This is a genomic window from Clostridium sp. DJ247, from assembly GCF_014231265.1.
Map to the genome: position 1 here is coordinate 1 of NZ_JABAIW010000008.1, position 20757 is coordinate 20757.

Sequence of the window (20757 nt, forward strand, 5' to 3'; positions counted from 1 at the left end):
TTTTAAGCAGAGAGCCAAAATCTGTGATTTTGTGCGAATCGGTTAAGCAGACATACAAAATCTGTGATTTTGATATGTTCGCTTACTCTGTGAGTACTCATCTGACGTAAGGAAGATGAGTTTCATATAAAATAAGAAGCTTTGATAAACTCGTACCTAAAAACACTTCACTAAGACTGATAAAAAAGTTTTTAAAAATGCCTTCAGTCTTGGCATCATATTCCTACGTATAAGTTAAATTTAAGCTATGGGTATCTATATATACTATTGAATTACATATTTTATTATAATTCATCTTCCATAGATAAGATAAAGTTAACTACCGCATAGATTCCATAATATAGTGCCTCATCTGAAACGTCAAATTTAGTAGAGTGAAGTGGATGTTGGCCTTTTAATCCATCACTTATGCCTAATCTAAAATGTACAGAAGGTACTTTTTCAGCAAAAAATGCAAAGTCTTCTGCGGCAAAGCTTCTCTCTAGGTCTAATACATTTTCCTTACCTAAAATTTTAGTAGTAGCATCTATAAATTTATCAGTAAGTGCCTTATCACTAATTAAAGGTGGGTATCCTGGATCAAAATTTACCTGAGATCCACACTTATATTTCTGTGCACATATATTAGCTGTATCTGTAATTTCTTGTATTAATTTTTTTCTTAAGTGGTTGTCAAAAGTTCTTAATGTCCCAAGTATTGTTGCATCATCTGCAATTACATTACAAGCATTCCCAGCATTTATTGAAGAAAAAGTAATAACAAATGGATTTAATGGATCATTTTCAATATTAATTTTTTGATTCATACTTTGTATAAAATCCAAGGCAGGATAAATAGGGTTTTTACATAAATACGGCATTGCTGCGTGACCGCCCTTGCCCTTAAAGTTTATAGCGAAATCATCTACAGATGCCATTGATGGTCCAGCAGTTACTTGAATTTTTCCAACTTCTACACCAGGCCATACATGAAATCCTATTATATTCTTTACTTTTGGATTTTCCAATACACCCCTATCAATCATAGGTGCAGCACCACCTATATCTTCTTCTCCAGGTTGAAATATAAACTTAATGCATTTACTAAATCCTATATTCTTTAAAACTAGTGCGCAGCCTAGCGCCACTGCCATATGATAATCATGTCCACAAGCATGAGAGACACCATTTACAGGTAATGCATCCATATCTGCTCTTATGGCCAAACATTCTTGCCCCTCATTAATTAATGCAACCACACCAGTTTCGAGTATCGTTTCAGTACTTATACCTAATTTATCTAAAAAGTTCTTTAATATTTCAGCTGTTTTAAATTCTTTAAAAGATAATTCTGCATTTTTGGAAAGCTCTTTTCTAATGTCAAATATAGTTTCCATGTTATCCCTTATAATTCTACATAAATCCATGTTAGTTCCCCCCTTGTATAATGAGCTATACTATTGAATAATTATTCACATTTTATCACTACTTTTTTTATTTTTCAATATCGTATATATAGATAACCACGCCCGAAATTTAACTTATACGTAGGCATATATTATCAATATTGAAGTCACATTTAAATATTTTTTTATTAGTCTTAGCGAAAATTTGAGCTTTAGACTAATTAAAAATATTTAACGTGGCGAAATATGGTAATATATCCGGTCGTATAAGTTATATTTGTGGCATGGTTATCTATATGAACTTAAAAGCTCTACTCTAAATTTAGAGTAGAGCTTTATGAATACCAAATTATTTTAATTTTATTAATAATTCACCTGACTTAACTTGTTTTCCTTCTTTAGCAAATATATTTTCAACTATTCCGGAAACTGGTGCTGTGATATTTGTTTCCATTTTCATAGCTTCTATTACTATTAGGCTTTGACCTTCTTTTACTGCATCACCTTCTGCTACTAGAACCTTTAATATAGTTCCTGGAATACTTGCGCCTATTTCCATTTTGTTATTAGGATCTGCTATAGCAGTGGATTCTTCAAGACTTATGGATCTTGCTGCACATTCTCTATCTTTTATCTTTACTTCTCTTCTATTACCATTTATCTCGAATTCAACACTTCTGTTTCCATGTGAATCCAGCTTGCCAATTTCAAGTAGTTGAACAATTAATGTCTTACCTTCTGCTATTTCGATTTCACTAGTTTCTCCTTCGTATAAGCCATGGAAGAATACATCACTTCCCATACGGCTTAAATCGCCATATTCTTTAAGTGATTCTAAATAACCTTCAAATACATCTGGATATAATGCATAGCTTAGTACATCCTTTTTAGTAGGCTTCATCTTATATTTTTGTGATAAATATTCTTCTATCTTATCAAAATCTTCATCTGGAAGCATTTCTCCTGGTCTACAAGTTATAGGCTCTTCTCCCTTTAGTACAAGTTTCTGAAGCTCTTGAGGGAAACCACCTTCTGGTTGACCCATCATTCCTTTAAAATAAGATACTACAGAATCTGGGAAGGCCATATTTGTTGCCTTTTCAAATATATTCTCAGGCGTTAAATCATTCTTAACCATAAATATAGCTAAGTCTCCTACCATTTTGGATGAAGGAGTAACCTTTACTATATCTCCAACCAAGAAATTTACTTTTCTATACATTTCTTTTACTTCATCAAATCTATGACCTAATCCAAAGCTTTCAGCCTGTGGTTTAAGATTAGAATATTGTCCTCCAGGTATTTCATATTTATATATTTCTGCAGTACCTGTAACTAATCCTGATTCAAATTTTGTGTACACAGGCCTTACTGAATCCCAGTAGTCTGATAACTTTTGAAGACCATCCAAGTCTATTCCAGTATCTCTGTCAGTATTCTTCAGAGATGCAACTACTGAGTTAAGAGCAGGTTGGCTAGTAAGTCCTGACATACTATTAAATGCTGTATCTACAATATCCACTCCAGCATGAGCAGCCATAAGAACTGTTGCAACACCATTACCAGTAGTATCATGTGTATGTAGGTGTATTGGAATAGATATTTCATCTTTTAGCGCTTTTATAAGTTTAACTGCAGCATAAGGTTTTAATAAAGCTGACATATCTTTTATACCAAGAATATGTGCACCAGTCTTTTCAATTTCCTTAGCTAATTTAACGTAATACTCTAATGTATACTTATCTCTACTTGTATCTAAAATATCTCCTGTATAGCATATACAAGCCTCTGCAACTTTACCTTGCTTTAATACTTCATCTATAGCTACTTCCATACCCTTTAGCCAGTTTAAAGAGTCGAATATTCTAAATACATCGATTCCTGAATCTGCTGATTCTTTTATAAATTCTCTTATTACGTTATCTGGATAGTTCTTATATCCTACTGCATTTGCTCCTCTAATAAGCATTTGGAATAATACATTAGGTATTCTTCTTCTTAATTCCTTAAGTCTTTCCCAAGGAGATTCATTTAGGAATCTGTATGCAACATCAAAAGTTGCTCCTCCCCACATTTCCATTGAGAATAAATCTTTTCCTAAAACAGATTGAGCCTGAGCAATTTTAATCATATCTCTTGTTCTTAATCTAGTAGCCATTAAGGATTGGTGAGCATCTCTCATTGTTGTATCTGTTAACAATAATTTATTTTGTTCTTTTATCCATTTAACTAGCCCAGCTGCTCCCTGCTCATCTAAAATTTGTTTCGTACCACTTAAATCTCCCACTGCCTTTACTTTTGGAACTAAAGGTACATCAAATTCTGTCTTTTCACCATGAGTTTCATTTACTACTTTTTCACCTATGAATTTAAGTATTCTTAACTCTTCGTCTGCTCTTGGTGATATATCAAACAGTGATGGATTATCAGCTATAAAATTAGTATCGCACTCACCCTTTGCGAATTGTTCGTGATTTAACACATTTATTAAAAAGTCGATATTTGTCTTAACTCCAGAAATTTCCATTTCCTTTATTGAACGTATAGACTTTCTTATAGCATCTTGGAATGTTCTAGAATATGATGTAGTTTTAACTAAAAGACTGTCATAGTATGGACTTATAACTGCACCAGCAAATCCATTACCTCCATCTAATCTTATACCAAAACCCGAACCAGTTCTATATACATCAATTTTTCCTGTATCAGGTGCAAAATTATTTGAAGGATCTTCAGTAGTTATTCTACACTGAATTGCATATCCTCTTATTTTTATATCCTCTTGCTTACCTATTCCTAATTCTTTTGATCCTAGTTCATAACCTTCAGCGATTAATATTTGACTTTGAACAATATCAATACCAGTAACCATTTCTGTTATTGTATGTTCAACTTGAACTCTAGGATTCATTTCTATAAAGTAGTGATCTCCGTTTTTATCTAAAAGGAATTCCAATGTTCCAGCACTTCTATATCCAACTAAATTTGCTATTTTTAGAGCGTCTTCACATATAGCATTTCTTTTTTCATCTGAAAGAGCTACTGCTGGAGTAATTTCTATAACCTTCTGATGTCTTCTTTGTATAGAACAGTCTCTTTCATATAAATGTACTACATTACCATGCTTGTCACCAAGTACTTGCACTTCTATGTGCTTCGGTTTTTCTAGATATTTTTCAATGAATATATCATCAATACCAAAAGCCTTTTTAGCTTCATTTTTTGCACTTCTGTACGCTTGTACTAATTCCTCTTCATGGGTTACAATTCTCATACCCCTTCCGCCACCGCCGGCAGCAGCTTTTAACATAACAGGGTACCCACAGATTTTAGCAAATTCTACTGCTTCTTCCTCTGATTGTATTGGCTTTTCAACTCCAGGAATAGTTGCTACTCCTGCCTTTTTTGCTACAATTTTCGACTTAATTTTATCTCCCAGTTGATCCATCATTTCAGCAGTTGGTCCTATGAATTCTATGCCAGCTTCTTCACATTTTCTTGCAAATTCCGTATTTTCGGACAAAAATCCATAACCAGGATGTATTGCATCTACACCTTTTTTTAGTGCAAGACTTATTATTTCGTCAATATTCAAATAGGCCTCTACAGGTCCTTTATTCTTTCCTATTAAGTAAGCTTCATCAGCCTTTGTTCTAAAAAGCGAACGCTTATCTTCATCAGAGTATATAGCTACAGTTCTAATACCTAGTTCTTGACAGGCCCTAAATATTCTTATTGCAATTTCCCCTCTATTGGCCACAAGAACTCTTTTAAATTTTTTAATCAAATTATTCAGCCCCTTTTTATAAAATTACTGCATATTAATTAATTTGCAACTATGATTGCTAAGTCTTAATATTATTATTATATATAAGTATTAAAATTATTTCAATTGCATTGTTTTTTTATTTTACTTGCATTTATTTGTAAATGGTTTCTACTAAAAAGCTAAGTATATTATTTATTTTACTACAAAATATCATTCATATTATATTTTGCACATTTATATAGTTACTAAAAAATGCAACTTTTTTATCAATATACAATCACAATAGCCATACAATATTATATATAACATTATCAATTTTGTAAATATATGATGTTTCGTGTTTCTTACTGTAGGGTTCAAGAGCAGCAACTTAACTTATACCTGGTATATATCACCATACTTCCTCATAATAAATATAAAACAAAAATTACCTAAGCATTAAATCTTAGGTAATTTTTTCTATCTTTCTCCGAGCTTTAAATTTGGTATAGCATTTAAAGTCAATGAAGCTATATTCCCTCTTAAGTACTCAAAATAAGCTGCACTTCCAATCATAGCTGCATTATCAGTACACAACTCAAATTTGGGAAAAAGTACATTTATATCATTATTTTTTCCAGCCTCTATAAGAGCTGCTCTGAGACATGTATTAGATGCTACGCCTCCTGCTACAGCAACTTTATTAACTCCTTTTAATTTGCAAGCTTTCATAGTGTTATCTACTAGAAAACTTACTACTGCCTTTTGGAAAGATGCCGCAACATCAGCGGTGTTAACACTTTCATTTTTCATCTCCATTTGATTTAAGTAGTTAAGTACAGCAGATTTAACACCACTAAAAGAAAAATCTAAAGATTTATCATCATGAAAATTTGCTCTAGGAAATTTTATAGCATTTTCATCTCCTTCTTTAGCAATTTTATCTATTTTAGGTCCGCCTGGATAACCTAGTCCTATAGCCCTTGCTACTTTATCATAGGCCTCTCCAGCTGCATCATCTCTTGTTTGACCAAGCACCTCAAATTTGCCATAGTCCTCCATATACACTATAAAAGTATGTCCTCCAGATACTACAAGACATACAAAGGGTGGTTCTAATTCTTTGTATTCTATAAAATTAGCACTTATGTGACCTTCTATATGGTTTACACCTATTAAAGGCTTTCCTAATGCATAAGCCAACCCCTTTGCATATTGAAGACCTACCAGCAATGCTCCAACTAATCCAGGACCATATGTTACGCCAATAACATCTATATCACTAAAGTTTAAACCAGCTCTATCTAAAGCTTCTTGTACAACCGCAGCTATAGCTTCTACATGTTTTCTAGATGCTACTTCAGGAACTACCCCACCAAATTTAGTATGTATATCTATCTGAGAAGAAATTATATTCGATAAAACTTCTCTTCCATTAACTACTACTGCCGCCGATGTTTCATCACAACTTGACTCAATAGCAAGTACTTTTATATCTTTACACATGGATTTTACCTCACTTCATTTTTATTAAAAATACTAGAAATAATTATACTTTATCCGAAAATTATAATCAATGCTCCACCTTTATTCAACTGACTACACACTATATATAATAATTTATTGTGATATAATTATACTTATCAATAATTTAGCTATATAGATAACTACAACTTAAATTTAACTTATACGTAGGAATATGCTGCCAAAACTGATGGCACATTTAAAAACGTTTTTATCAGTCTTAGTGAAGTGTTTATGAAAATCTTAGAAGCTTTCAACCAGCGACTTATCAATGGTAATTGATAAGTTGGTCCGGACTGAGGTACGAGTTTATCAAAGGTTCTTATAAATTTATAATGAAACTACTCTTCCTTACGTCAGAGTAGTAAGCGATTCGCACAAAATCACAGATTTTGGCTCTCTGCTTAAACACGAACTTTAGACTGATTAAAAGTTTTTAACCTGCCGAAGTTTGGCAGCATATTCGGTCGTGTAAGTTAAATTTCGGGCATGATTATATATAGGTTTCAAGTTTGAGATCAGTTTCTATAAAGGAGTACATTATGAACAATACATATGCAAAAGTTATAGTAAAAGGTTCCCCCATATCAAAATCCAATTTTAAACTTTTCAACATAAACGGAAGAGCTATTTTACCTTACAATTCAGGTAAATATCATGATAGATATGCTTTATACGAGGAAGAAATTGCCTATGAAACCAGAAGCCAAAACCCTGGCATAGTATTGAGTGAGTCTCTTATTGCTATACTTAAAGTATATTATAAAAGCAAAAAAAGACATCCGGATACCAATAATATTACTAAAAGTATATTCGATGGTATTGAAAAAAGTGGTCTTATAGTTAATGATGCACAGATTAGAAGAATTATAGTAGAAGAGTTTTACGACGAAGAAAACCCTAGATTTGAATTAGAGCTTTTTGGAGAAAGTACCTATGAAATAGACTATGAAATACGCAAAAAGCCTATAAAAGACACCCCCTTAGAGTATTCTCCTCCCTCAAATAAAAAGAGAAGTTTACCTTCTTCAGAGAAAATTGTTAAAACATCTATAACTACGAAGGAATTTCATTGCGAAATATGTAACAAAGCAGTTCAAAAAAATGACCTAGTCACAGCAAACAAGGGCGCAACTTTCATCTGTAAGAACTGCCTAAAGAACTTATTTTAGGATAAAGACAAGCCTCACCGTTCTTACTTCTTTTTGACGCCCTTCGCTTGGCGCGCCCAGGAAGTCCTTGCTTGGAGAAGTAACAGTTACCCTATTGGGGAACTTGCTGCTGTCGTAACAATCAAGTTTCACATTAGCAAGAATACTCATGCTGCATATATTATAATAGAGGAATTAAGTTTCTTCGATTTATAGAAAGCAATAATTCTTATGCGTTCTAAACTCATGTTTCTAAATTGAAGATTCCAATAAACACTTAGTACAGTGTAAGAACATTTATGCTTTCTATTTAATAACAAAATGATAAAAAGGTGGCGAACTTATGGAAAATGTATATGATTCCCAAGGTAGGCTTTATGGTTATGTTGATGAAAATGTAATTTATGACGAATTTAACAATGTCGCAGGTTATACTGATGGTTCAATGGTTTACGACCAATATTATACCCCTTTGGCATATGTAAGTAACGGATTAGTTTATACAATGGATGGTACACCTGTGGGTTATTACGAAGGCTATCATTTATACGATATGGCTGGAAACTATATTGGATATGGAAATCAAGGCTTTCGTGGACTACTTGGAGCTATCCTTCTCCTATTACTCCTTAGGCGTTTTTTCATACGCAGATTCTAGCCGATAAGCTGGGAATGGTGGTAAAGCCATCTTTTCCTGCTGCAAAATAACTATCTATAATATAAATAAATATAAATCTTGCTTTTTATAATATATCTTATTTTCACCCGAATTATTTATGAACTCAAATCTCATGGTTATTGTATAGAAAACGGGACATTTCTATACAACTAAAGTACTATTTTAGCTTGTATTATTTACAAAAGGCCCGGATATTTATCCGGGTTTATATATTTTAGGTAACATATATTGAATCAACAATGTATCTTTCTTTTTTACTAAATCTTGATTTATAGATTACTTAACAATTAAATTAAAAAGTATTTAACCTGACGAAGGATTGGCAACATATCCGGTCGTATAAGTTAAATTCCCACGGTATACTATATCTAAACTTATTTAAAAAACTCGTCAATTATTTTTTCAGCCATTCTTTTTTGTATATTAGCCTTTAACACTAAGGAAATTACAATCATAATTAGTTTACTTATATCTTTATGCTCTTCAAAGTTATCCTCTTCTCCTAACTCTTGCTTTATATGATTTATAAAATTCTCTTGAAACTCATGATTAAATTTTTCTGTTTCACTTTTTTCTATAGCCAAAAATGTATTATAAATATACTCCAAGTCTTTATCATGATTTTCTCCCGAATTTATAGACTGAACCAGTGGTGAAAACAAATCATGTATATCATTTATAGAAATTATTTGCTTTAAATAATAAGTTAGAATAATAAGTATCATATGTTGTTTTGAGTACTTCTTTTTTTTAGGAGGCATTAATATACCTGCCTTTGTGTAGTTATTAATCATAGTTTTTGTTAACGATGCATCTTCTAAATCCCTTTTTATGTATGAAAACTTTTCATCTATGAATGTAGTTATCTGATCCATATATAAATCTATATCTGGTATATTTGAAAGCTTTAATTGTTCAAAAGAACAAAGATCCTCTAATAATTTTGCTAACTTTTTCTCGTCCATTTTATTATAAATCCTCCTAAGATTTTAGTCTCTTCTTTAGTGTAAGTTTTTCTTTACATACTCAGCAGCACCTTTTCCAACAGCATAACTTCCAATAGCAGCATCATCTACCAAATCATAAATATGAAGTAAATTGCCACAAGCAAAGATACCTTCTAGATTAGTTTCGAATTCCTTGTTAACCTCAGGCCCACCCGTTGTGCGAGATATGTTAACTCCTGCTTTTCTAGAAAGTTCATTCTCTGGAGTCAATCCAACGGAAAGAATCAATGTATCACAAGCTATAAATTCTTCTGTACCCTTTATTACTTCTTTATCTTCATCAACAGATGCTATAGTTACTCCTTCAACTCTTTCTTCTCCTTTAATATCTATCACTGTAGAACTTAGCCTTAAAGGAATATTGAAATCATCTAAGCACTGAATCAAGTTTTTCCTAGTACCAGCAATCTGTGGCATAAGTTCTACTACTGCTCTAACCTTAGCCCCTTCAAGAGTCATTCTTCTTGCCATTGTAAGACCTATATCTCCTGATCCTAAAATAACAATTTCAGTTCCAGGCATATAACCTTGAATGTTAACAAACCTTTGTGCTGCTCCAGCAGTGTATATTCCTGCACATCTACTTGCTGGTATATTTATAGCTGACCTTGCGGTTTCTCTACATCCTGTGGCTAGAACTACGGACTTAGCTTTTACTTCTAAAATTCCATCTTCTTGATTCACTGAATATATAATTTTATCTGGATTTAAATCAAGTACCATAGTATCTAATTTATATTCTATTTTCATGTCTATAACTTTATCTATCAATCTTTGAGCATATTCTGGACCAGTTAAATCCTCTTTAAAAGTACGAATTCCAAACCCATTATGAATGCATTGATTTAATACTCCTCCTAGTTGACTTTCTCTTTCAAGAATTAGTATATTATCTATACCATTTTCTTTTGCGGCAATTGCAGCTGTAAGACCTGCGGGACCTCCACCAATTATTACTACGTCATAATTCTCCATTAATCTTAACCTCCAAATTTTACAGTTAGCCTTTCTGAACATTTTTATGTCATTATATAAACTCTTATAATTTTGGAAATGTTACTTTGTTTAATATCTATATACATTAGTTTTCTCTGTTATTAACTATATTATATAATATACTAAATCTTGAAAGCAAAAAGAACCAAAATTTAAAGCATACTATGTATACCTTAACTTGGCTCATATAACTCCAAACTAATTTATGAATATTATAAACTTACTAAATAAATTTACAATAATATAATTATAGGTTATTTTGCATCCTACATGCCTTTATAACATGCTTTGCTAGTATGGAAGTAGTTACTGCTCCGACCCCACCTGGCACTGGTGTTATCATTGAAGCTTTTTCTACACAATCATCTGTGTCTGCATCACCACAAAGGTTGCCGTTTTCATCTACATTTATACCTACATCCACTACCACGGCTCCTTCTTTCACGTATTTTGAATCAATCATTTTAGCTTTACCTATACCAACTACTAATATATCTGCTTCTGATGTTACTTTATGCATACTTTCTGTTCTTGAATGGCAGATGGTAACTGTAGCATTTTCATTCAACAGCAACATGGATACAGGTTTCCCAACTACCATAGATCTTCCTATAACTGCAGCTTTCTTTCCTGATATAGGTACATCATAATGTTTTAATATTTCAATAACTGCTGATGGAGTACAAGGTGCAAAACCTGTAGCATCACTTTCCATTATCTTAGCTACGTTAACAGGGCTAAAACAATCTACATCTTTTTCTGGTACAATTATGTATTTAATGGTACTTTCATCTAGTTGTTTTGGAAATGGTCTGAAAATTAATATACCATTAGTAGTCTTATCTTCATTTATTTTTCTTAATTCATCTATAAATTCATCTTGTGATATATCTACTGGAAACTCTTTGACTTCTGTTAAAATTCCTATTTGTTCGCATCTTTTTAATGCTCCTCTTTCATAGGCAAGGTCACTTCCATTTGCTCCAACTCTAACTATAGTTAACTTTGGAGTAATTCCCTTCTCTCTTAATTCTGACGTTTCTTTAGTTAAAATCTCAGTTATAGCATCTGCAACTGGTTTACCTTTTATTAATTGAGCCATACTTAAATTCTCCTTTGTATATAAATAATACTTATTTTACACTATAGATAACCATGCCCGAAATTTAACTTATACGACCGGATATATTACCATGTTTCATCACGTTAAATATTTTTAATTAGTCTAAAGCTCAAATTTTCGCTAAGACTAATAAAAAAATATTAGATGTAGCTTCAATATTGGTAATATATCTCTACGTATAAGTTAAATTTAAGTTGTGGTTATCTATATAAGGTTCTTAGGTTTTCTTAAATACAAACTTTAGACTGATAAAGTTTGGCAACATAATGCAATCTTCAATACTTCTACGCAAGCTCCATCTGAATTAAGTTTTACTTTAACTATGTTTATTTTGACAAAGCCTTTATAACTTTTTCATATACTGTATCAACAACTTTGATACCATCCTCTACTAAAGGTTCGGTTTCAGTTTTTACTTTATCAATATATGACTTATCTTTAATGGAATTTATATTTATTATTACATTTAACTGAGCTCCCAAAATTGCAGCTCTCAAACATTGCACTCCAACGCCTACATCACTTATAGCCAGCTTTGAACAGTTATCTACTAAAGCTTCATGTAATTTTATTGATTCATAAGCTAACTTTACAATGGAGATAGGCACTTCACATGCTTGTTTCAAACATTGTTCTAAAGTCTCTTCTTTTAATAACTTTTCTTCTTCAGTTTCTGCTTTCATTCCATAAGCCTTTGATAAAGGTAGAAAACATTCTGCATCTGCATCTATCATTTTTAAAAGCTCTGATTGCAGCTGGCCAGCTCTGTTAAGTATGCCTTTTACCTTTTCTTCATATTCAGCGAACTTTTTCTTTCCTATGGTTAAGTTACAAACCATACTTCCAAGTGCCATACCTATGGCACCTGTCAGAGCTGCTGCACCACCACCACCTGGCACTGCTGCTTTAGATCCAAGCTCTTCTATAAATTCTGTACAACTTTTATCTGCTAGCTTCATTAAAATTTCCTCCCAAGAACTTAGAATAAGCCACTTATTACTCCATTTTCGTCTACATCAATTCTCTCAGCAGCTGGAACCTTAGGAAGTCCTGGCATCTTCATTATAGAACCAGTTATAGCCACCACAAAACCCGCTCCTGCTGAAACTGTAACCTGTCTTACAGTTATATTAAAGCCTGTTGGTCTTCCAAGCTTTGTTTGATCGTCAGTTAAAGAATACTGAGTTTTTGCCATACATATCGGAGTTTCACCGAATCCATTCTTTTCTATTTCATTTATTTCTTTATTTGCTTGATCAGTAAATATAACATCATCAGCACCATAAATTCTTTGAGCTATAGTTTTTATTTTTTCTCTTATAGGTAGTTTCACATCATATAAGAATTCAAAGTTGCTTTCATTACTTTCTATAAGCCTTAATACTTCATTAGCGACTTCTACCCCGCCTTCGCCGCCTTTTTCCCAAACTTCAGATAACTTAACATTTACTCCAAGCTCTTTACATTTATCCTCAACAAGCTTTAGTTCTGCAGCTGTATCTGTTGGGAACTTATTTATTGCCACCACTGCTGGTAATTTGAATACTTTAGTTATGTTCTCAACATGTTTTAATAGGTTTGGAAGTCCTTTTTCAAGGGCTTCTAGATTTTCATTGTTTAATTCAGGCTTAGGAACTCCACCATTATATTTTAATGCTCTAACTGTAGCAACTATAACCACAGCATCTGGTTTTAATCCCGCCATTCTACACTTAATATCTATGAATTTTTCTGCTCCAAGATCAGCACCAAATCCTGCTTCTGTAACTACATAATCTGTAAAATGTGAAGCCATTCTAGTAGCCATTATTGAGTTACATCCATGAGCAATATTTGCAAATGGTCCCCCATGTACAAAAGCTGGCGTTCCTTCAAGGGTTTGAACAAGATTTGGCTTTAATGCATCTTTAAGTAATGCAGCTATAGCTCCTTGAGCATTAAGCTGACCAGCTGTTATTGGCTCTCCAGCTCTACTGTAGCCGATTACTATTTTAGCTAGCTTCTCCTTTAACTCACTTATATCATTTGATAGGCAGAATATAGCCATTATTTCTGATGCAACAGTAATATCAAAACCATCTTCTCTCGGCATTCCATTTACTTTTCCACCCATACCATCTACTATAAATCTTAATTGTCTATCGTTCATATCAACACATCTTCTCCAAACAACTCTTCTTGGATCTATATCTAATGTATTTCCTTGAAAAATATGATTATCAATCATAGCTGCTAGTAGATTATTAGCTGCTCCTATTGCATGGATATCCCCTGTAAAGTGAAGATTTATATCTTCCATAGGAACTACTTGAGCATATCCACCACCTGCTGCTCCACCTTTCATTCCAAATACTGGTCCTAGAGATGGCTCTCTCAACGCAACCGCAGTGCTTTTTCCAAGTTTTGATAAGGCATCAGCAAGACCTATAGATGTAGTTGTTTTTCCTTCTCCCGCTGGAGTTGGGTTAATTGCCGTACATAATATAAGTTTTCCTTTTTTTCCTTCTGTTTTCTTTAAAAGATTATAATCGATCTTAGCCTTATGCTTTCCATAAAGCTCAATATCATCTTCTGTAATCCCTAATTTTTCAGCTATTCTTCTTATATCCTGCATTTCGCATTGTTGTGCTATTTCTATATCAGATTTAAATGTCATTTAAAATACCTCCGTGTCTAGTTTTTCTTTATTTTTCTAATTTTATCTACAGATTTTTTGCTGCAATCACAAGCACTTTTATTAATTCTACCAGACCTTGCAGCAACTTATCAATGATGAATAAATTCAATATAAACATCTTTGTTTATATTTCTAAAAATATATTCTTTATTCTATATATTCTTTATTTTAATATGTACACCTCCTCTTTATTGGTATAATCGCATAAATATACTATAACATCAACTAGCAGATTTCTCAAAATAATAACGTTAATTTAATCGTTATTAATTCAAGATTATTTTTAACTCTTTCTATATTCCTAATTTTACGTTTTTCATTATAGAATAGTACCATATTATATATATTTTTTACAATATAATACTATAAATATTAAATATAAAAAAATGTCATACATCATCAAAATTCGATAATATATGACATCGTTTTATAACTCTTGTATATCTGCCCTTTTAAAATTCACTTTTACACTAATGATTAAAGTTCCTGATAAAATTAAAATACACCCTATAAGAGTTCTTCCTGTAAGCCTGTCTCCGATTAATGTAGAAAAAAATGCACCAAAAACCGGTTCTGCTAAATATATAATAGCAGCATGAGTTGGGTTTATATAGGGCTGCATTGCATTTTGCACACACATTGCAATTGCTGTACTAAAAATTGCAGTAAAAAGAATTGCTCCCACAATAACTGCATTAAAATTTATTTGAAGCTTTTCCACTCCTATAGCTGGAATAAAACTAAAAAGCCCTACTACAAATAATTCTAAAGCAGTTAGTACCCCTGCATCAACATTTCCCCCATACCTATCTACTAATATAATCTGAGCAGCAAAAGCTACTGCTCCTAGCAAAGTTAAAAAATCACCAAAATTAATGCCCATACGTCCATTTATTGACATGATTCCTAAACCTAAAATGGATAACACAATTCCTATAATAGTCTTTAAATCTGGAATTTGTTTGAAAAAAAGCGCTAAAATTACAGGGACAAATACTGCATTTAATCCAGTAATAAACCCAGACTTACTTGGAGTAGTATAAATAATTCCTACTACTTGAAATATGGTGCCAATGAGTAGAGCAACACCAATATATACTGCCGCTTTTATTGTTTTTTTATCTACATTCCTAAATTTTTTATAAAATATTGCTGCTAAAATTAAAGCTGCTAATGTGTTTCTAATAGCAATAAAAGAAAATGGCGGTATACTTTTTAAAGCAACACTCATAATCGGAAAACTCATTCCCCAAAACACCGTAATTCCAAGTAAAGATAAATCTGCTTTTAATTCCTTTGTCATTTTTGCCTCCCTTAACACTAACTTAATGTTCTTGCGCTCCATCTTTCCGAAGAACACATAGTTGCATAGAACTCTCTTTTCAAGCTATCTTCAATTGAAATAAGCTCTACAAAATGAGAAATAGCATTGCAGTTTTTTTATATTTATTATATCATCTTATCCTACATATTCAATTAAAGATAAACACTTTAGATTTATCTTTAATTCGGCAAGTAAAGGTTAACATAAAAGCAAAATTTAATAATAAAGAGGAAAGGCTATCTTACGTCATTTGAGAAAATAATAAAAGCGGTGTTTGTCAAGAGGGTTGTCGCATGGGCTTAAAAATTTTAGTATGATGATTCTCTTTTTTTATATTTTTAAATTATGTAATAATATTACAGTGAATTAGAAAGCACTAATCTATAAGCTTAAAATGAACTTTTTAAAATTTTAGAGACATTTTTTCTTTATTTCCTCTTTAATTTCATCCGTAGGATTTAAGGCTACCTTATTATCTAGATTCCAATTTCGTATTCCTTTGTTAAATCTTTGAGGATTTAGTTTCCTTGCAGTTTCATATACTTTTTTCCTGTTATTCATTATTATCTCAGTTTGTCCGTTATGTCTACTATTAGGTGTTAGGAATTTTAATCCACGGTGGTAGTGTTTATTGTTATACCAATCAACAAATGTACATACCCATTCTCTTGCTGTTTCTAAGGTTTTAAAGCCATCCTGTGGATATCCTGGCCTATATTTCAAGGTTTTAAAATGCGCCTCTGAAAATGGGTTATCGTTACTCACTCTTGGTCTTGAATAAGAGGATAGTACCCCCATTACTTCTAGCTTAGATTTAAGTGTATAGGACTTCATTGGCGCTCCGTTATCTGAGTGAAGAACTATTGGCTTACCTTTAGCCTTTTCGGCTAATAGTGCTCTTTCTACTAGTTCTGCAGCCAATTCTCCATTTTCTTCTGTCCACACTTCCCAAGCCACAATTTTTCTACTGTATATATCAATAATCATATATAGTTTATAGTAAATACCTCTAGTGTAGGTATTTAGCCAAGTTATATCCCAAGTCCAAACTTCATTTGGTCCAGTAGCTATATGAGTAGTAGGAATTTTAACCTTTTCTGGTGACTTAGTATTGCCTCTATGGTGTTGCAAATTCTCTTTTCTAAGTATTCTATAGAATGTAGATTCTGAAGCTATATAAATGCCTCTATCAGCGAGTGCAGGCACTATTTGAGAAGGTGGTAAATCTGCAAATTCAGACTTATTAACAATGTTTAAAATACTTTGATATTCTTGTTTGTTTAACTTATTCTTAGGTTCTGGTCGGATGGCTGTTTTTCTTCCATCTTCCCTTAGATAACCATCTTTACACCATCTCTCATAAGTGCGTTTGCTAATTCCGGCTGTTTCACAAGCAGGAATTAATCTTGCTCCATTAGCACTAGATTCCCTAACTAATTCAACTATTTGTTGGCGATCTTCAAGGCTTATTAATCTTCCTCTTGCTCCCCGAAAATCGCATTTAACTTTTTTCTGAGCACCAACAATGCTGTTGTTTCAGCTAATGCTTTATCCTTTATCCTAAGCTCCTTAGATAATTCTTTTGTCTTCTTTTTTTCTTCATTTAGTTCCACTAAAATGTCAGTATTATCTTGCTTATTTCCATCATTTGCTGCTACGCAGCTAGCACGCCACTATTTAACTTCTTCAACGTAGTAACCATGTTCTCTACAATATTTTGATAGTTCTATTTCAGACAAAGTGTATGTCTCCCATAACTATAATAAACTTTTCTTTAGTTGAGATTCTATTTTTAGATTTAACTTGTTTTTTACTAGCAGCACCACCTGTGGCTTTTGATTTCCATGTCGCTAGTGTAGATGTGCTTATTCCTGTTTCTATTGATAAATCCGTTGGAGAACAATTCTCTGGAGGTAACATTCTTGCTACTAATACTTCTTTTTCTTCTATAGTATATTTTCTATTATTCTTATTATTTTTTGTCATAGGGTAATCTCTCCTTAATATATATCTATTCGAGAATATCACCTTTTCTTTCCTACGACAACTATTTTACCACCCATTTACCACCCAAGGATATTACTATTAGAGTAGGTGGATCTGGTGATGTCAAAGTTGAGAAGTTCGAGCATATAAAAAGTTATGAGTTACCTCCAAACTATGAAAACATTAACAATTCAAAAATCTAAAATAACAGACCAAAGAAAATAAGGACAGTCACAATGGATTGAGCCAATCCTCTCGGCTCTTCCAAAGTATCTGTCCTTCTTTTTTATGCTTTATATATAGCATTTGCAATATAATGATGATATTGTTTTGTAACACAACTGTGTAGAATATTGTGGAATAATTAATTTTGATCTGCTTATTATTTTAGTTGTATAGTTATTTGAAATGTATGATATTTATAAAAATTATGGTATTTATTTGAAGTATTATATTGACATTATATGGTGCATAACATATAATCTAATTAAGTTATTATAAGTTATAACTTATAATATATAATAAAAATTTAAGGTTATATAAAAGGAGGCATAATATTGAAATTAATTTTACGAAAGAATGATAGTTCAACAAGTTTGTTGCTATTTATCTATAATATCTACATGACTAAAACAACTAAAGATTATATAAAACTATCAAGCCTAATTGAAATTATGAAAGTGTTCGGAAAGAATGAAACCGCAACAAGAATGGCCCTTTCAAGAGCTACAAAAGCAGGATTGCTCACAAACAGCAAAAAAGATAATGAAGTAAACTATGCTCTAACTCTTGACGGGAGAAAATTTAATTTACTTTGGGACGAAGGAGTTATGAATTTTTGGAAAAGGTATCAATTTAGGAACTCTAAGTCAGATAGTAAGTGGTACTTAATAAATGTTGAATTCAAAGGAAATAACAAAGACAGTAAAGTAGAAGTCATAGATAAACTTCAACAGTATGGATTTGCACAGATAAATACTAATTCATGGTTATCACCTTATCACCAATATGAAGAAGTCTGGAAACTTGTTGAAAAATATAACCTTGTTGAGGAAGTAGTAGAAACTTACGGTGAAATGAAAATTCATAAGGATATGGATAAGTTTTTAGATGATGTTTATGGTATAAAAAAGCTCAAATCATTATATCAGCACTTTATAGATACCTACAGTAGTAAATTAGTAGAGGTAAAACAGATATATAAAGAACAAAACTTTGTAAGTAACGGATTAGCACTTCCTATTCTTCATAAACTCGGCTGGAGCTTCTTTAATATAGCATCAGATGATGCCGTACTACCAAAACAGATACTTCCTGAATGGGAAGGAGATAAAGCCGCCCTAGTAATGAGGGAATTAAGAGAAATACTCTTAGAAGCGGTGTATAAATATCTTGAAAAATTTGATTAATAAGTAGGAGGAGTAAGTTTTATGGATTCAATAAATATGTTAAACTATTTATCTATGGTTTCAAATAAAAATATATTTCTGAATATCTGTATGCACCTTCTGGTAGTATTTGCTATCGTTTCTGTATATCTTTTAAAAAATATTAAAGCAAAAAAATATATTTTCAATGGGACAGTATTGGTATTGCTTCTCTCTGTAACAATTAATGCAGTAGTTTATGGCAATCCTTTTCACGCAGTTACATTCGGCATACTTACAGTTATTCTAACGGTCACACTCATAGAACAATACAACGGTTAAAAAAATAAAAAGAGCTGGCAAACACTTACCAACTCTTTAGACCCTTGAAAATATTACTGTTATACCCACAGTAAAACTTTGGCAGGGGCAGCAGGAATCGAACCCGCAACCAACGGTTTTGGAGTGCGTAATTTACCATTAAGTACATGTTAGTATGATTGTAAAAGCATTGGTATTACTGTGTTTTATGAAACAATATCCAAGTATAGTTAAGTATTTATGGGGACGTTTTTATTAAATGTGCCCCCAATATGTCCCCAACTTTATATTTAATTACTATAACTTATTAACTATGTATATTTGACACAACTGTATATATTTTGCAATAATAGTATTATTATATTTTAAGGGGGAATAAATATGAAACTATTAAGAAAGGTAACTCTAATTTTAATGTTAGTACTACTTACACTAACATTAGTTGCATGTGGTCCTAAACCAGATGAGACAGTCAAAAATTTCTTTGATGCCGTAAAAAAAGCTGATTTCAACACTATGTCTACATATGTAAAAAAAGATGCTAATAAAGACAAATTTACATTTGAAGATGCAAATCAAGAAAAAATAATAAAATCTACTTTTTCAAAAGTTAGCTATGAAATTGTTTCTTCAAAAATAGATGGTAATAATGCGACAGTAAAAGCAAAAGTTACTTCACTAGACTTACCAAGAATATATGGTAAAGTTGTAAGCGAAACACTGCCAACTTTAATGGCAGCTGCATTTGCTAATAAAGCTGATGATGCTAAATCTCAACTTATGCAATCATTTATGAATGCATTGAACGACCCAAATGCTTCTAAAACAACTACTGATATTGATATTAAACTCGTTAAAGGAGATAAAGGATGGTTAATAGAACCAACAGATGATTTACTAGGTGCTTTAACTGGTAATATCAATAAAGCTTTTAATAATAGCCAAAATGGTAACTCTTCAGTAAAGCCAGACTCAAAATTATATGATATTAATGAAGAAGCAAAAATAGGAAGAGCATCATTTACTGTAACAAAGTTTGAGTTATCAGAGGGTAAAGATTTTGATAAGCCAAAGGAAGGATATGTATTTGCTGTTGTAACAGTAAAAAAGAAAAATATTAGTAATGATACGTTATCATATAGCGAATCTCATTTCAAAATCCAAACAGATAAAGGTCAAATAATAGAACCTTCAATAAGTTCAATCGGAAAAAGACTTGATTCAGGTAAAGTAGCTGGTGGCGGTGAAGTTGAAGGAACTATAACATTCGAAGTTCCAAAAGAAAATGCTTCTCTGACTTTTATGTACTATCCAGAATCTGAAGCACTGCTAAAGTTTAAATTAAAGTAAATAATCTTATCACATTGTAAAATAATGGTAGCCTGTATCCTAAAGAAAGAATACAGGCTTATTTACTATAATAAAATTCCAATGTAGAGTAGAGGATTATTTATATAAATATAGTTTAT

The 20757-nt window shown here is 32.0% G+C and carries 16 protein-coding genes and 1 pseudogene; 5 read left to right on the forward strand and 12 right to left on the reverse strand.

Annotated features, from left to right (window positions below; all coding sequences use genetic code 11):
• Positions 1-284: 284 nt before the first annotated feature.
• The 3 genes from HGI79_RS04905 to tsaD form a co-directional block, all read right to left on the reverse strand.
• Complete coding sequence (locus HGI79_RS04905; protein WP_185649550.1) at positions 285-1406, reverse strand: M20 family metallopeptidase; 1122 nt, start codon at positions 1404-1406, stop codon at positions 285-287.
• 328 nt (positions 1407-1734) lie between these two features.
• Positions 1735-5172, reverse strand: coding sequence for a pyruvate carboxylase (locus HGI79_RS04910; RefSeq protein ID WP_185649551.1), 3438 nt, complete (start codon positions 5170-5172; stop codon positions 1735-1737).
• A gap of 441 nt (positions 5173-5613) precedes the next feature.
• The gene (gene tsaD / locus HGI79_RS04915; RefSeq protein WP_185649552.1) at positions 5614-6639 is read right to left on the reverse strand and encodes a tRNA (adenosine(37)-N6)-threonylcarbamoyltransferase complex transferase subunit TsaD; all 1026 of its coding nucleotides are present in this window, start codon (positions 6637-6639) and stop codon (positions 5614-5616) included.
• Between the two features lie 560 nt (positions 6640-7199).
• Here tsaD and HGI79_RS04920 point away from each other — a divergent pair.
• On the forward strand, positions 7200-7829 hold the full coding sequence (locus HGI79_RS04920) for a RusA family crossover junction endodeoxyribonuclease (RefSeq protein ID WP_185649553.1): 630 nt from the start codon (positions 7200-7202) through the stop codon (positions 7827-7829).
• Positions 7830-8151: 322 nt separating this feature from the next.
• A complete protein-coding gene (locus HGI79_RS04925; RefSeq protein WP_185649554.1) occupies positions 8152-8466 on the forward strand; it encodes a 4-fold beta flower protein in 315 nt (104 codons plus the stop codon).
• 395 nt (positions 8467-8861) lie between these two features.
• On the opposite strand, the gene HGI79_RS04930 is transcribed toward HGI79_RS04925, so the two are convergent.
• The 9 genes and pseudogenes from HGI79_RS04930 to HGI79_RS04975 all read right to left on the reverse strand — a co-directional run bounded on the left by HGI79_RS04930 (position 8862) and on the right by HGI79_RS04975 (position 17600).
• Complete coding sequence (locus HGI79_RS04930) at positions 8862-9452, reverse strand: DUF1836 domain-containing protein (RefSeq protein ID WP_185649555.1); 591 nt, start codon at positions 9450-9452, stop codon at positions 8862-8864.
• A 51-nt stretch (positions 9453-9503) separates the two neighbouring features.
• Positions 9504-10469 (reverse strand): annotated as a pseudogene (locus HGI79_RS04935) (NAD(P)/FAD-dependent oxidoreductase); the annotation flags it as partial.
• A gap of 268 nt (positions 10470-10737) precedes the next feature.
• On the reverse strand, positions 10738-11592 hold the full coding sequence (locus HGI79_RS04940; RefSeq protein WP_185649557.1) for a bifunctional 5,10-methylenetetrahydrofolate dehydrogenase/5,10-methenyltetrahydrofolate cyclohydrolase: 855 nt from the start codon (positions 11590-11592) through the stop codon (positions 10738-10740).
• Positions 11593-11939: 347 nt separating this feature from the next.
• Positions 11940-12572: a cyclodeaminase/cyclohydrolase family protein gene (locus HGI79_RS04945; protein ID WP_185649558.1), complete on the reverse strand. Its 633-nt coding sequence runs from the start codon at positions 12570-12572 to the stop codon at positions 11940-11942.
• Positions 12573-12592: 20 nt separating this feature from the next.
• The gene (locus HGI79_RS04950) at positions 12593-14269 is read right to left on the reverse strand and encodes a formate--tetrahydrofolate ligase (RefSeq protein WP_185649559.1); all 1677 of its coding nucleotides are present in this window, start codon (positions 14267-14269) and stop codon (positions 12593-12595) included.
• 448 nt (positions 14270-14717) lie between these two features.
• A complete protein-coding gene (locus HGI79_RS04955; protein WP_185649560.1) occupies positions 14718-15593 on the reverse strand; it encodes a DMT family transporter in 876 nt (291 codons plus the stop codon).
• 432 nt (positions 15594-16025) lie between these two features.
• Complete coding sequence (locus tag HGI79_RS04965) at positions 16026-17141, reverse strand: IS3 family transposase (RefSeq protein ID WP_185649631.1); 1116 nt, start codon at positions 17139-17141, stop codon at positions 16026-16028.
• Positions 17084-17227 carry a hypothetical protein gene (locus HGI79_RS04970; protein WP_185649561.1) on the reverse strand — a complete coding sequence of 48 codons (144 nt, stop codon included), beginning with the start codon at positions 17225-17227 and terminating at the stop codon, positions 17084-17086. The genes HGI79_RS04965 and HGI79_RS04970 overlap by 58 nt, the downstream gene beginning before the upstream one ends.
• Before the next feature lie 118 nt (positions 17228-17345).
• Complete coding sequence (locus HGI79_RS04975) at positions 17346-17600, reverse strand: hypothetical protein (protein WP_185649562.1); 255 nt, start codon at positions 17598-17600, stop codon at positions 17346-17348.
• A 557-nt stretch (positions 17601-18157) separates the two neighbouring features.
• Here HGI79_RS04975 and HGI79_RS04980 point away from each other — a divergent pair.
• From HGI79_RS04980 to HGI79_RS04990, 3 genes are all read left to right on the forward strand, one after another.
• Positions 18158-19009, forward strand: coding sequence for a hypothetical protein (locus HGI79_RS04980; protein WP_185649563.1), 852 nt, complete (start codon positions 18158-18160; stop codon positions 19007-19009).
• A gap of 21 nt (positions 19010-19030) precedes the next feature.
• Complete coding sequence (locus HGI79_RS04985) at positions 19031-19309, forward strand: hypothetical protein (protein ID WP_185649564.1); 279 nt, start codon at positions 19031-19033, stop codon at positions 19307-19309.
• Between the two features lie 360 nt (positions 19310-19669).
• Entirely contained in the window at positions 19670-20638 is a 969-nt protein-coding gene (locus HGI79_RS04990) for a DUF4352 domain-containing protein (protein ID WP_185649565.1), read from the forward strand.
• Positions 20639-20757: the final 119 nt, after the last annotated feature.

Excerpts from the sequence above, each read along its gene's own strand:
- HGI79_RS04985 (WP_185649564.1), top strand. The coding sequence starts at position 19,031 with ATGGATTCAATAAATATGTTAAACTATTTATCTATGGTTTCAAATAAA.
- HGI79_RS04920 (WP_185649553.1), top strand. The coding sequence starts at position 7,200 with ATGAACAATACATATGCAAAAGTTATAGTAAAAGGTTCCCCCATATCA.
- HGI79_RS04905 (WP_185649550.1), bottom strand. The coding sequence starts at position 1,406 with ATGGATTTATGTAGAATTATAAGGGATAACATGGAAACTATATTTGAC.
- tsaD (WP_185649552.1), bottom strand. The coding sequence starts at position 6,639 with ATGTGTAAAGATATAAAAGTACTTGCTATTGAGTCAAGTTGTGATGAA.
- HGI79_RS04945 (WP_185649558.1), bottom strand. The coding sequence starts at position 12,572 with ATGAAGCTAGCAGATAAAAGTTGTACAGAATTTATAGAAGAGCTTGGA.
- HGI79_RS04940 (WP_185649557.1), bottom strand. The coding sequence starts at position 11,592 with ATGGCTCAATTAATAAAAGGTAAACCAGTTGCAGATGCTATAACTGAG.
- HGI79_RS04955 (WP_185649560.1), bottom strand. The coding sequence starts at position 15,593 with ATGACAAAGGAATTAAAAGCAGATTTATCTTTACTTGGAATTACGGTG.
- HGI79_RS04930 (WP_185649555.1), bottom strand. The coding sequence starts at position 9,452 with ATGGACGAGAAAAAGTTAGCAAAATTATTAGAGGATCTTTGTTCTTTT.
- HGI79_RS04950 (WP_185649559.1), bottom strand. The coding sequence starts at position 14,269 with ATGACATTTAAATCTGATATAGAAATAGCACAACAATGCGAAATGCAG.
- HGI79_RS04975 (WP_185649562.1), bottom strand. The coding sequence starts at position 17,600 with ATGACAAAAAATAATAAGAATAATAGAAAATATACTATAGAAGAAAAA.
- HGI79_RS04990 (WP_185649565.1), top strand. The coding sequence starts at position 19,670 with ATGAAACTATTAAGAAAGGTAACTCTAATTTTAATGTTAGTACTACTT.
- HGI79_RS04925 (WP_185649554.1), top strand. The coding sequence starts at position 8,152 with ATGGAAAATGTATATGATTCCCAAGGTAGGCTTTATGGTTATGTTGAT.